Here is a 13,788-nt window from a genome sequence, read left to right on the forward strand (position 1 = left end):
GCTACGCGGCTTCCGGAACACTATGCGATCGGCCAAGCAGGAGGCCGGTGAGCACGCAGTCCCTCTATCCCTACTCCCCACCCTCAGAACTTGTAGCCGACACGCACGGCGCCGCCGTGGCTGGTGTAGGTGTCGGAGAACGAGCCCTGGTAGTTGAGGCGCAGACTGAAGCCGTTGTCGTTGGCGACGTCGACGCCGGCGGTCAGCCGGCCGACCACCTCGGCCAGGGGTACTTCGCTGTCGAATACGCCGACCCCGGACGGCGCTCCGGCCAGCCGGGCAGACGTCTCCCAGCTGTCAGCGCTGCTGAAGCTCACCCCGGTGGCCGCAAACGCCCGCATAACCGTCGTCTCGTTCAGGTCCACGCGCGTGCCGACCTCGATCGCCGGGGTGACGTGGAAGCTCCATTGGCCGGTATCGTCGACCAGGAGGTCCAGCATGCCGGCGCCCGACTCGCGATAGCCACCCGCATGCGAATAGATCAGATCGAAATCCACCAGCGGCCGCACATAGTAGGCGTCCTGTGAAAAGGTGTAGGCAGCGCGCAGCCGGGCGCTGACATTGTAGATCTCCGGATCGCCCTCCGCCTGGCCTGAAAAGCCCGGAATCCGGATCGTACGCGTGTTGTCGTACCAGCCATAGCTGCCGGCAACGGCGCCCGATAGAAGCCAGGGACCGGTCTCATGCTTCAACGAAGCGCCGGCATATAGGATGTCGCCGTCGGCGTTGACGCGACCGTCGTCACCACGAATGACGCTGCGGTCATAGCCGCCGGCAAAGCCGACGAACCAGTTGGGCGACACCTCGACCTGGGTCCCGGCCTGCATCGAATAGGTCGTGGTGCCGAAGCCCGAGACGCCGCCACTGGACTCCTGGTCTAGCCGCTGCACACCCGCCTGGCTCCACACGCATTCCGTCTCGGTCAGGAATGCGCTGTCGCCGGCAAACATCGGGCAGCTCAGCAGCAGGTCGAGATGCTGCTGCGTCGTGACGATGCTGCCGGCCGCGGCCGCGCCGGCGACGCCCGGCGACATATCGGACAGGGCCGCCCCGTAGCCACCGGAATCGCCGTCGGCGAGGGTGCCGAGGGTGCCGAACAGCGTACCGTAAGGGCCGCCGCCGGCGTCCCAGATCTCCTGCAGGTGGTCGGCGACGTTGTCCTGGTCCTTGCTCAGCGCAAAGCCGGGATCGGCGAAGTGCGCCCCGTCCGCCGAAAGCGACAGCCTGTTTCCGGTCTGGGTCATCGCGTAGTCGAAGATCGCCGACTGGCCCACCAGCGAATGGTCCAGGCTGCCCCCCGCACTGAGGAAAGGCAGGCTGATGCCGGGCAGGACGCTTTCGGCACTCACCGTGAACCCGCCGGCAAGTGCCGCGTCGCCGTCGACGACCAGGCGGTCCATGCGGAAGCCGGCGAAATCGGCGTTGATCGCCAGAACGCCGTCCCGGCCCTGCGCGAGGTCTCCGGTGATCCGGGCGGCGTCGATGGCGCCCGAGCCCCCGACGGCCAGCCGGCCATGATTGACGACGTCAGCTTCATAGACCTCCGCATCCGTCAACAGGCCACCCGCCCTGTTGACGACGGAGACGGCCATGTAGCGGTCGATGCGGGCCGTCTTCGCCAATTTGGCGTCGGGGGTGGCTGCCCCTTTGACACTGCCGTTGATGACACCGGTATTGTACACCGTCAGCGCACTGCCCGAAGGTGCGTTCACCCCCTCGGTATATTGGACCGCGACGCCCGATGCCGCCGAGACACTGCCGCCGGCATTGACGGTCACCTCGTTGTTTTTCCCGGCCGACACCCAAATGCCGGCGCCGCTGTCGCCGGAGCCACCGGTGACGGATCCATTGACGGTGACGTTGACGGTGCCGTTGTTGTCCGTCCCGGCGTCGCTTTGCGCGAATATGCCGATCGAGCCTTCTCCCGTCGCCTGGATGTTCCTGCCTGCGTCGAGGGTGACGGTCACGTCGCCGCTCTTGCCCTCCGACGAGAGATTTCCGTTGGAACCGATGAAAGCGCTGGTCGCGTTGCCGCCGAAACCGCCGCCGCCACCGATCGACTGTGCAAGCACGCCGAAGGAATGGTCGCCATCCGTGATGATGCCGCCGTTGACGGTGACGGAAACGTCGTCGCCATCGCCATAGTTGCCCGGGCTGTTGCCCTTGAAGGAAAGCGGCGCGCCCGAGGCGGTACCGCCGATGCCGCCGCCGCCGCCGATCGACTGCGCTACGATGCCGTGGGCGGCTCCGCCTCGCGTATGGATCGAGCTGTCATCGGTCAGGTTGACCGTGACGGTATTGCCGTTCACCGTTCCGCCGCCCGAGCCGCCGACGACGAGCGAGCCGATGCTGTCGGCCTCGCCCGCGCCGCCGATGCCGCCGCCACCACCGATCGACTGGGCGACGATGCCATGGGCGCGGTCGCCATGGGTATCCACGCTGCCGCCATAGTTCAGGTCGACTTCGCCGCCGCTGCCGCCACTGCCGCCGGCGCCCCCGACGACCAGGTCGATCGCATGGCTGTCATCGTCTTCGGCCGCCTCGCTGCTGCCGGCGCCGCCGACGCCACCACCGCCGCCGATCGATTGGGCCAGGAGGCCGATCGAATCGTCGCCGCTGGTCTGCAGGCCGAGCCAGCTTCCCGCAGCGACCGCGACATTGCCGCCGTTGCCGCCGCCACCGCCGCTGCCGCCGAAGCCGCCACCGATGGTGATCTTGCCCGCCGCCTTGTCGGAACCGTCGCCGCCCTGGCCGCCGCCACCGCCGATCGACTGCAGCAGCACGCCATAGGCGCTATAGCCGGAGGTATTGATGCCGGCGGCGCCGTTGTCGCTGTCGAAGGTGACATCGATCGCGCCGCCATTGCCGCCGGCGCCGCCGCTGCCGCCGACACCGACGGTGATATTGGCGGTCGCCTGGCTGCCGGATGCGGTGGAGGTGCCACCGGCGCCGCCGCCGCCGCCGATCGACTGCGCGACGATACCGTCGGCCCAGTCGCCCGTGGTGGTGATCTGGCCGCCATGGGTCAGCGTGACCGTGTTGCCATTGGCGGCCGCGCCGCCGGTGCCGCCGTCGTCGATGGTGGCGCCGACGCTGACGTCGAAGCAGTAGCCGGATTCACCGTCGCCGTCCTCACTGGAGCAATCGCTCTCGCCCTCGTCGTCGAGCGGCTCGGAATCGTCTGAAGAGGCCTGCCCCACCGAGCCGCCCAAGCCGCCGCCGCCGCCGATGGACTGGGCGAGCACCCCGTCCGCATCCGCACCGGAGGTGATGATCCTGCCCCTGCTGGTGACGGTAGCCGTGCCGGCCGTGCCGCCGCTGCCGCCGGTGCGGCCAAGGGACACGCCGACGGACGCGGTGAAGGCGCTGCTGCCTTCGGATTCCTCGGCTTCGCCGCCGGGCAGATCCGCGCTGGCAGACAGCCCGACGCTGGCGCCTTGCGACGTACCGCCGCCGCCGCCGATAGACTGGGCGACCACACCGCGTGACCCCGATCCGCTGGTCTGCAGCAGGGTGCCGCTCTCGAGATCCACAGTCGCGTTCCCGCCGCTGGCGCCGCCGCTGCCGGAGCCGCCGAGCCCGACATTTGCCGTCAGATTGAAGCCGCTGCCGATCTGATTGCTGTTGACCGAGCCCACGCCACCATTGCCGCCGCCGCCACCGATCGACTGCGCCACGATCGCATTCGCATAGTCGTCGGCCGTCGTCACCGAGGCCCCGTTCCTGAGATCGACATTGACGGTGCTGCCATTGCCGCCGCCGCTGCCCGATCCGCCGATGGAGACGCCGATGTCGGCGCTGACGGTGTCGACCGTGCCGGCGGTCGCCGACATCGACGACGCGCTGCCGCCATTGCCTCCGCCGCCGCCGATCGATTGCGCCACGAGGCCGTGCGACGAGACGCCTTTCGTGGAGACCGCGGTGCCGTCCAGCGTCAGCGACACGGAGTTGGCGTCATGGGACGATCCACCGCTGCCACCGACGGCCGTGGAGACGCTCATCGCCAGAGAGACGTCTTCGCCGGTCGGGACCGCCACGGTGAGCGCGTCGGCGATCGAGGAGCCACCGCTGCCGCCGCCGCCGCTGATCGATTGCGCCAGTACGCCGATCGCGTCGGTCACGTCGCCGCCGCCCTGGCCGGTGTAGATGGTGCTGTCGATCAGGTCCACGATAACGGCGCCGCCAGCGCCGCCGGATCCGCCGGTGCCGCCCACGGCTACCGACGCCGTGAAGCCGATGTCTTCGGAATAGGAACTGGCGGATCCGCCGGTGCCGCCGCCGCCGCCGATCGATTGGGCCACGATGCCCGCGGCGTGCGAGCCCTGGGTCGTCAGGGTCAGGCCGTCGAAGCCGACGGTCACGGTGTTGGCGTAGCCGCCGCCGCCGCCGCCGCCGCCGATCTGGAAGCTGCCGAGCCCGGCATCGTCGCCCGTGGCGTTGCCGCCATTGCCGCCGCCGCCGCCGATCGATTGCGCAAGGATGCCGAGCGCGCCGGAACCTCCGGTCGCGATGCTGACGGCCTGCGGCGTTCCGGTGCCGGCGGAACAACCGTCGCTGGCATCCAGATTCGTAACGCAAGTCCATCCGCCGCTGCCGCCGCCGGAGGCGGTGCCGCCGACGCCGAGTGCGGGAACGCCGACCGACATGTCGATCACGTTGCCGCCATTGCCGCCGCCGCCGCCGATCGATTGCGCCATGATGCCATGCGCCATCTCGCCCCGGGTGGTAATCGAGCCGCCGTTCAGCAGCACGTCGGCATGTGCGCCGTTGCCGCCGGCGCCACCCTGGCCGCCGACGGTTGCGATGCCTGCCGCACCGCCGCCGGTGCCGCCGCCGCCGCCGATCGATTGCGAGATGATGCCGATCGCCGCGTCGCCGGCCGTGCTGATGACACCCGAGTTCTGGACCTCGGCGTTGCCGGCGGTGTTGCCGGAACCGCCGGAACCGCCGATCGACAGCACGCCGCCGGCCGTGCCGGCAGCGCCGCCGCCGCCGGTGATCGACTGCGCGACGATACCGTGCGCCGAATAGCCCGAGGTGGTGATCTTGCCGGCGTTCTGGACACTGGCCGTCCCGGAAGAACCGCCGGAACCGCCGTCGCCGCCCAGTTCAAGCGTCAACCCGTCGGCGATGCCGCCGGTGCCGCCGCTGCCGCCGATCGATTGCACCAGGATGCCGTAGGAATGCTCGCCATAGGTGGTAATCGTCCCGCCGGCATTGTTGACCGTGGCCACCTCGCCATTGCCGCCATTGCCGCCATTGCCGGCGCCACCGCCCAGCACGTCCGTGAAGTCGCCGCCGGTGCCGCCCCCGCCGCCGATCGAATGCAGGGTGACCGCAGCCGAGAAATCTCCTGTCGTCGTAATGCTGGCATCGCCGGTCATGTAGACACCAACGCCGCCGGCATTGCCGCCGTAGCCGCCGCCACCGCTTGTGCCCAGCACGGCCGTATCGTCGCCGCCGTTGCCGCCCTGGCCGCCGATGCTCTGGCCCAGCAGGCCGTAGGAATGGCTGCCATCCGTCTTGATGGCGCCGTAGTTGTTCATCTGGATTTGGCCGCCGGTGCCGCCGTTGCCACCCGAGCTGTCCTTCTCACCCGAATCGCCGTCGCCGCCGCGTCCGCCCTGGCTCAGTCCGACCATGCCGGCGATATCATCGCCCTGGGTCGAGACAGTGGCGCCCCCCTCGGCCGTCAGGGTCAGGACATCGGCGCTTCCGGAACCTCCGGCGCCTCCGTCGGATGAACTGTAGCCGGTGCCGCCATCGCCGCCTTGGCCGATGCCGACAAGGCCCCCCGACACGCCGCTCACCGCGCCACTGCTGATGACGGTGATGTCGCCGTGGGTGCTTAAGCTCATCCCCCCGCCGGCCGCACCATTGCCGCCATTGTCGGAGGAATCGAAGGAGGCCGTGCCGTGGCTGCCCTGGGTCAGTGCATAGATGCCGCGAACGCTGTCGGTGTCGTTCGCATAGATGCTGATCGCGCCGATCGAGGCACCGCCGCTGGTCGAACCGTTGGTGACGGTGACGAAGCCGCCAGCGCCGCCAGCGCCATTGTCGTTGCCGCCGGCACCGCCGATGGACTTGGCGGCAATGCCCCAGGCATTGTCCAGTCCGTTCAGGGGGACCGCCACGCCGCCGAGAAATATCTGACCGGTGTTGGTGATGTTGACGGCCCCGCCGTTGCCGCCGTTGCCGCCCACCTGGTCGCCCGCTGCGCCGCTGTTCTGTTCGCCGCCGACACCGCCCTGGCTCCAGCCGAGGATGCCGGTCATGCCCCTGGCCGTATTCGCGTTCATCGATTCGACGGTCAACACCCCGGAATTGGTGATCGTGACCGTGTTTCCCGCCCCGCCATGGCCGCCGTTCGACTTGTAGTTGTCGTTGTCCGAATCGCCATCGCCACCGAAGCTCAATCCTGAAATCAGGTTGCCGATCGAGCCCGGATCACCGGAACTGGTCAGCGTCATGTCGCCGCCATTGGTGATCGTCACGGTGCCGCCCGCGCCCGCCGCACCCTCGTCGACGCCATTGCCGCCGCGTGTGCGTCCGATCATGAGAGCGTTTTGGTCGACGCCCTCCGAACCGTAAGGAAGTGTGGTGCCGCCCGTATACGTCCCCGCATTGATGGCATTGAAGTTTATGTTATCCCCCTGCGCGCCGTTCTTCTCATCGCTTTTGTCGACGCCATCGTCGCCTTGGCAAAGCGACCAGCTATAGCCGTAGGAAGCTGCATCGAGGGTCTGCGTCGCCGACCCGTTGCAGCTTGCATAGGCGTCGCCGGCGACAGTGGCGCCGCCGAGGCCAACGGCCAACACGATCAGTGCATGCGGTACGTTTCGGTTGGGAACGAATGCTTCCTGGCCAAGGCCCACGGATGAATGCTTCATGCGATGAGTCCCTAAAATATCGAAGCAGGCGGGCCCAGGTTCCTCGCATGCACGATCGGCGCGCGAAGGGCTCCCCTCCAACCAAAAAACAACCAAAAAAATGTCAGGTCACGACAATGCAGACGGTAGGGCAAAAGATGTCGGAAAATCTACCGAACAAAACTGTTCAATTCTGACCAAAACCTGCACGGCGCTGCCCGGCACGGGGTGCCTCAGGTCACCGGAAAAGGGTGCCGATCGTGGATCCCCTGCCCCGTTATCCGACCAATTCTTTTGAATTCATCCAGATTCTGCCAGCCATTCTCATCGTGGCTGCGGTTCGCGCACTTGTTGGAGACTGCGCGTCGTGAACGGATGACTTGCGCCCGCGATGTCCCTGTGCAACTTCTGAACGATGCTGGACCTCAAGACAGTGCTGGTCGTCGATCTGGCAACCGCCAGTTTGCAGGCGGTCGCCTGGATTTTCGTCTGGCTGGCCTGGCGCCATCTCTACGAACTGAAGTTTCTCGCAGCGGGATATACCGCCATTGCGATCGGGCTTCTCCTGATGATCCTGAGAAGCGACCAGCCGACGGCATGGTCGATCGTGCTGCACAACACGATCATCAAGCTCGGCCTGGTCCTGCTCGCCGAAGGTCTGGCCCGCTTCCTGGGCCAGCCGCGCTATACCTGGATCGGGGCCTCGCTGCTTGTCTTTCAGGGCGTGGCCTGGGGCCTCGCCCTGGCGTTCGATCCGGGCAACCTTGCCATCCGCATCCACACATCGACCCTCTTTACGGTGATCATGATGTCGGTGATGTGCGTGGCGCTCCTGCGGGACCGGACGCAACCCCGGCTCTTGCGCTGGATCACGATGGCAGTGCTGGCCGAGTACATCGCAGCCAGCATCGTCCACAGTGCGATCGAATTCTGGTTTCCGGCCAGCCCCCAGGACATCACGGTGCTCGATAACCGCAATGCCTGGTATCTGTTGCAGGGAACCCTGTTCCTGATCGCGCTGTTTGCCTGCCTGCTCTTCATGGTCAGTTCACGCCTTTCCGCGGCCGTGCACGAGAAGAATGAAGCCTTGTCGCGGGAAGTGCTGGAACGCCGCAGGTTGGAGAACCAGTTGAGTGCCAGCCTCGAGGCAGAACGCGCCCTTCGTGAGGAGCAGGCCGACTTCATGCGCATTGTCGGCCACGAGTTTCGCACCCCGCTGGCAGTCATTCGCAACGCCGTCGACATGATCGGGCTTGTCGGCGACAAATCGCGGGACGCCACGAGGGAACGCCTCGCTGGCATCGGGGAAGCGCTCGACCGGCTGTTCTCTTTGATCGAACGTTTCATGACGAATGACGGCGACAATCATTTTCGGCCGGAACCGATGCAGATCGCATCGCTCATCGCCGACGTGCAACTGCACTTCGAGATGACCGGGCGCGGTCATCGCTTGCGTTTCAGCACGGAGGGAGAAGCGATCTCGACGATTGCCGATCCCGATATGCTGGCGACCGTTGTCATCAATCTCATCGACAACGCACTCAAATATTCACCCGAGGATCAGCTCATTCACATTGAAGGCCGGTCCGAATTCGGCCTCGTGATCATCCAGGTCCGTGATCGCGGCATCGGCATCCCGAAGGCCGAGATGCACAAGATCGGGCGCCGGTTCTTCCGCGCCTCCAACACCAAGGCCCGCAGCGGAACCGGGCTCGGCCTTTATTCGTCGCGCCAGCTTCTGGCCTATCATGGCGGCACGTTGGACCTGCTCGCCAATGAAGGAGGAGGCACGACGGCCGTGGCGCGCGTGCCGTTGCTCAGGGAGGCGGTGGAGCCGGCACAGCTAGAGGAGATTGCCAATTGACGCGCGTTTTGATCGTCGAGGACGAGCAGCGGCTGCGCAAGGATCTGGTGGACTTCCTGGGGCTCTGCGGCTTCACCGCCGAGGGCGTTGCGACGGCGGAAGCCCTGCGCCGGCTTCTGGGCGAACAGGGGCCGCCGGATGTCATCGTCCTCGATGTCGGACTGCCCGATGGCGACGGATTCGAACTGGCTGGCGAAATCCGCAAGGCCCATCGCTGCGGCATCATCATGCTTACCGCCTTAGGCGACAGCGACGACCGTGTCCGCGGCTTCGAAAGCGGCGCCGATATCTATCTCGTCAAGCACAGTACCTTACGGGAGATCGAAGCCGCGATCCGCAGCCTGCTACGGCGAACGGGCGATCAGGCCGAGGCAGCCGACGGCACCGGAGACAGGTGGGTCCTCGACAGCCGGAACTGGACCCTCACCGCGCCCAACCAGCGCTCGCTCAAGCTGACGGCGACCGAGTTCGCACTCGTAAGTGCCCTCTGCAGCGATGGCGGCGGGATCTGCGCACGCGAGAAGCTGGCGGAAACGATCGCCCGCCCCAGAGCTCACTTCGACAACCGCCATCTCGATGCCGTCGTCAGCCGCCTTCGCCGCAAGATCGGCGAACAGACAAACCTGCACGTGCCGATAAAGGTCGTCTACGGCGTCGGCTATACGTTCACGGCACCCGCAGTGGTGCAATGATCGTCCGGTGTCTCGCGGCTCGGCCGAGAGCCACCCTTCATCCTTGCGCACCGACCACCGACCTTGTCGCGACAGTCGGAGATCACAGCAACCACCCGGATCTGGCCCTCAGGCGTCGCAGGATCTACATTTCCCATCGCACGAGATGTCCACACAGCGAGGCCGCACCATGCCGACCTTCACAGTCACGACCACTCTCAAGATGGAAGCAGAGACCGCCGAGGAGGCGGCTCTCCTGATGTATCGCGCGCTGAGCCGGGGCTCGGTGCCGGTCAACTACCTTGTCACGGGCCAGTCAGGGGCGACGACGGTCGTGCTCGATCGAGAGAAGGCGGACGAATATGCCGTGATCGATCACACAGCCGACCCCGGCAACTGGTGAACAGGGCGACGGCGGCACGGACGATTTTCGGCCAGCCCGATGCCGGTCGCTCGGCAGGCGCGCCGGATGCCTGCAAGGTCGAACCGTCCTTCACACGGACAGGCTGAGCGTCTTCTCGCGTTCGATATAGTCGCGCTGCGTATCGGTGATGTAGTCGCGCACGATCGGCGCTGCGTCGCGGGAGCGCGACAGTTGCATGTGGAAGACGAGCTGGCTGCCGGTGCGGAACATCATCTCCGCGCTGATCAGGTAGAACTCCCACATGCGTGCGAAGCGCTCGTCGTAGAGCGCGATCACCTTGTCGCGGTTCGCCTCGAAGCGTTCTGTCCAATGGGCGAGCGTCGTCGCGTAGTGAACGCGCAGAAATTCCAGATCCGTGACCCAGAGGCTGTTCTGCTCGACAACCTCGAACACCTCGGAGAGGGCCGGCGAGTAGGCTCCGGGAAAGATGTATTTCCGCAACCACGGGCTTGCCATGCCGGGCGGGCTCATGTGGCCGATTGAATGCAGGAGCGCCACGCCGTCATCCGGCATCAAGGCGTTCAATTTCTTGAAGAACTCGTCATAATGATGGACGCCGACATGTTCGAACATGCCGACGGAGACGATGCGGTCGAACGATCCTTCGACGTCGCGGTAATCCTTCAGTTCGAACCGGACGCGGCCGGCGAGCCCGGCTTTTTCCGCCCGCTGCGAGGCAAGCGCCTGTTGCTCCTTCGAAAGCGTCACGCCGAGGACGTCCACATTCTCCAGTGCCGCGAGATAGAGCGCGAGGTCGCCCCAGCCACAACCGATATCGAGCACCTTCATGCCGGGCTTCAGTCCGAGCTTGCTGGCGAGAAGCCGGAGCTTGTTGCGCTGGGCCTGTTCGAGGGTTTCGCCCGGTTCGCGGAAATAGGCGCAGGAATAGAGCATGTTCTCGTCGAGGAACAGCTTGTAGAATTCGTTGCCGAGATCGTAGTGATGGGCGACGTTCTGCTGCGCCTGCCCCTTGCGGTTCGACTGCTGGCGCTTGCGGAAGCGCATCTTGATGGCGCGCAGCGCCTTCTGGATCGGATAGGATCCGAGCGAAAGCCGGTTGACCGAGAAGAGCGTCAGGAAATCCCGCAGCGTCGAGCCCTCCTCGAACCGCATCGTTCCATCCATGTAGGCTTCGCCGGCTGCGAGCTCGGCATTGAACACCAACGTCCGGTAGAGCTTTCTGTCGGTCAGCCGCATCGTCACCTGCGGGCCGGGCGTGCCCTTGAAGACATGGCGTTTTCCCTCTGCATCGATGACAGTCAGGCATCCCTTGCGTATGAACGACTTCATCATGTGCGAAAGTGGAAACATATGCGCCTCGATTTGCTGTTGACGACGAGAAGTCCGGCCGCCCAACTCTCGTCCGATCGAGGGAAAAATACAATGCTTGCGGGAAGGTGCCTGCTGTCCGTTCGCCGATGTCCCTCGACCCTGTCCCCGGCCGGGCGGGGCCGGGGACAGGGTCTGACAGAGAGACCGCGTGCACGTCTGCGATTGGTTATCGCATCGACAGGTGCGCTGCGACCCTCCCCTGCCTGCGGAGGTACAGGATCTGCGCCGTCAGGCCGACGACGAGAAGAACGAGAAGGCTGGCCTGGGCCCCGAGAAGGAGGGGCGAATGCAGGTCGGTGACGAAGGGATGGCCGTCCGGAACGCGGCGCAGGATCTCGCTGACGGTCGGCACCATCAGGAGAAATGCGGTGAGGCTCAGACAGACCGTCTCGATGTATCTTCCGGCCCGTCCGAGCCCCGCAAGGCGGCCGACGCCGAAGCCCACGACCAGCAGCCCGATCGTCGCGGCACCGACGACGTAGCTCACCGGCTGATGCCCGACGAGAAACACCGTGGCCGCCCCGGTCAGCATCGAGACGAAATAGGCAACGCCGGGCCCCGAGCGAGGCACGATCCGCCCGTGGCGGGCGAACATATAGGCCGCCAGCGGAATGGCGGGCAGGCTGCCAAGCGTGTGCACCCAGCCGAGTGGTGAAATTCCAAACATGTCGTCTCCTTTGCGATCCCGGTGGCCGCGGATAATTCTCTCAACTAGTAGGTAGGCAAAAAGGGCAGGTTCTGCCGGCTTTCTCCGGTATTGCATCGGCACCGGGCCCTCGAACGGCATCATGCCTCGACCGCTCGACAGGATCCGGACACAGCCGATTCCGGCTTTCCTGGCTATGAAAAATATAACTCGTTCAATCCCGTGCGCAGCAGCTCCTGCTGTATCTGCGATCCGTCGACGGGAAGGAGGGTTCGTCTCGCGATCATCCAGCGGTCATCACGCCGTTCGAGCTCCCAGCGGTTCACGACGGCGCGGTGTATCCGGTATCCCGTCGATACGCCGTGGTTTGGCAGGTCGCGCGGCCGGCCGTCATGATCCAGATGGACGATCATGAGATAGGAGGTCACGATCGCGGCATTGCCGCGCAGATCGACGAGAGGCAGGCCGGAAAAATGAGCGAGCCCGCCACGAATGGCCTCATCATGCTCCGGCCTCTGGATGAACGCGGCAATGGCCTTCACGCCCTCCGCGCCGTCCAGCGCCGGACCGCGATCGAAGACGCCGTTCTCGCAGTAGACCGACGATGTGTAGGCGGCATGCCCCGTATCGGCGCTCGGCGGGTGCGATGCGATCAGTTCGTAGATCGCAAGCTTGTCCTCGATCGTGCGGAGCCTGCGCTCCAGATCGGTTGAACCAAGTGTACTCACGTTCACCTCCCTTCGTCCCGATTTTGATCGCGCGAAGCGAGCCGCTCCATGAGCGGGCCTGTCACGGCACCGAACATCTGCGGATCGCCATAGGCGCGCGCGGAGAGCATCGCTCCGTGAACCGTCGCCATGAACGCTTCCGCCTCGGCGCGAGGGGTATTCGCCAGATGGAGTTGGCCCTGGCGCGCACCGCGCTCCAGCACGGATGTGAGCCACGCGGACAACATGCGGAAATGCGCCCGGACCTCGAGGCCGACCTCCTCGGGCAGAACCGGGAGCTGGCTTGCCAGCAGCGCGCAGACGCAGAACGGTGCGCTCGCATCCGCGATGCAGGCTTGCCAGTACCCGGTATAGGCGCGAAGCTGTTCGAGCGGATCGGACACCTGACGTTCGAGATTCGCCAAACCCGCCTCGGCTTCCTGCCGATACCGCGCAACCAGCGTTCGAACCAGATCGACCTTGCCGGGGAAATGGTGATGGATGCTCGCCTTGCGGATCCCGACCACTTCGGCGATGTCGGCATAGCTGAAGCCGTTGTAGCCGCCAGCGATGATCAGGGACCGTGCGCAGGCCAGGATGTCGTCGGAGGTGGTGGACACATTGCTCATGACCAATATCTACCTACTAGTAGGTTGAGTGTCAAGCCTTGTCGACAACGCCGGCGCATAGTGCTCCCCGGATTGCCCGAACCTGCGGCGAGTCATGCCAACGCGCGCTCCGTGTCCTTGGAGGAGGCCGGGCGGCCCCCGATCTCCGGCAGCTGCGATTCCCGTTCAGGCAGCCTGCCGACCTTCGCCGGCAATGATGGTGAGGCCGAACTCGCCCGCCACGGCAGCGACCTGTTCGGGCGTTTCCGGCTTGCAGAGTTCAATCATCGGGAAGAAGGACTCGAAGCCGCCCGGCGTGACGACCACCATCAACGCGCCGTCCTCGCTGCCGATGTTTTCGAACCGGTGGGGAACGCCGCGGGGAAGGGCGATACATCCGCCCGCTGCCAACTCGAGATAGTCACCGGCGCACCAGAAGCCGAAGTGGCCCTTCAACACCCGGAAGAACTCGTCCTCGCGCTCGTGGACGTGAAGCGGCGGCCCTTCGCCGGGGGCGACGAAGGCCTCGAACATTCCGAATGTCCCGCCGGTATTGGCGGCCATCATGCGGATGACATGCCTGCCGAACGCCATCGCCGGCGTTCCGTGTCCAACGGGTGATACCGCCGCGCGCGAAAACTTGCTCATGCTGGGTCTCCGGTTCTCT

The 13,788-nt window shown here is 65.6% G+C and carries 9 protein-coding genes; 3 read left to right on the plus strand and 6 right to left on the minus strand.

Annotation, left to right across the window (positions count from 1 at the left end; genetic code table 11):
* Positions 1–83: 83 nt before the first annotated feature.
* Entirely contained in the window at positions 84–6,890 is a 6,807-nt protein-coding gene (locus OCK02_RS02430) for an autotransporter outer membrane beta-barrel domain-containing protein (RefSeq protein WP_263811644.1), read from the minus strand.
* Between the two features lie 547 nt (positions 6,891–7,437).
* On the opposite strand from OCK02_RS02430, the gene OCK02_RS02435 reads away from it, so the two are divergent.
* From OCK02_RS02435 to OCK02_RS02445, 3 genes are all read left to right on the plus strand, one after another.
* Complete coding sequence (locus OCK02_RS02435) at positions 7,438–8,733, plus strand: sensor histidine kinase (protein ID WP_263811645.1); 1,296 nt, start codon at positions 7,438–7,440, stop codon at positions 8,731–8,733.
* A complete protein-coding gene (locus OCK02_RS02440; protein ID WP_263811646.1) occupies positions 8,730–9,425 on the plus strand; it encodes a response regulator transcription factor in 696 nt (231 codons plus the stop codon). Before OCK02_RS02435 ends, OCK02_RS02440 begins: the two co-directional genes overlap by 4 nt.
* A gap of 169 nt (positions 9,426–9,594) precedes the next feature.
* Positions 9,595–9,807, plus strand: a complete 213-nt coding sequence (locus OCK02_RS02445) for a hypothetical protein (RefSeq protein ID WP_263811647.1) — start codon at positions 9,595–9,597, stop codon at positions 9,805–9,807.
* A 90-nt stretch (positions 9,808–9,897) separates the two neighbouring features.
* Here the strand turns inward: OCK02_RS02445 and OCK02_RS02450 are convergent, their stop codons facing one another.
* From OCK02_RS02450 to OCK02_RS02470, 5 genes are all read right to left on the minus strand, one after another.
* Positions 9,898–11,139 (minus strand): SAM-dependent methyltransferase, encoded by a 1,242-nt coding sequence (locus OCK02_RS02450; protein WP_263811648.1) that lies wholly within the window; start codon positions 11,137–11,139, stop codon positions 9,898–9,900.
* A gap of 187 nt (positions 11,140–11,326) precedes the next feature.
* Entirely contained in the window at positions 11,327–11,827 is a 501-nt protein-coding gene (locus OCK02_RS02455; protein ID WP_263811649.1) for a hypothetical protein, read from the minus strand.
* A 173-nt stretch (positions 11,828–12,000) separates the two neighbouring features.
* On the minus strand, positions 12,001–12,534 hold the full coding sequence (locus OCK02_RS02460) for a nuclear transport factor 2 family protein (RefSeq protein ID WP_263811650.1): 534 nt from the start codon (positions 12,532–12,534) through the stop codon (positions 12,001–12,003).
* Between the two features lie 2 nt (positions 12,535–12,536).
* Complete coding sequence (locus tag OCK02_RS02465) at positions 12,537–13,142, minus strand: TetR/AcrR family transcriptional regulator (protein WP_263811651.1); 606 nt, start codon at positions 13,140–13,142, stop codon at positions 12,537–12,539.
* 165 nt (positions 13,143–13,307) lie between these two features.
* The gene (locus OCK02_RS02470; RefSeq protein WP_263811652.1) at positions 13,308–13,769 is read right to left on the minus strand and encodes a cupin domain-containing protein; all 462 of its coding nucleotides are present in this window, start codon (positions 13,767–13,769) and stop codon (positions 13,308–13,310) included.
* Positions 13,770–13,788: the final 19 nt, after the last annotated feature.

The organism is Rhizobium sp. TRM96647 (assembly GCF_025780115.1).
In the GTDB taxonomy this organism is placed as follows: domain Bacteria; phylum Pseudomonadota; class Alphaproteobacteria; order Rhizobiales; family Rhizobiaceae; genus Mycoplana.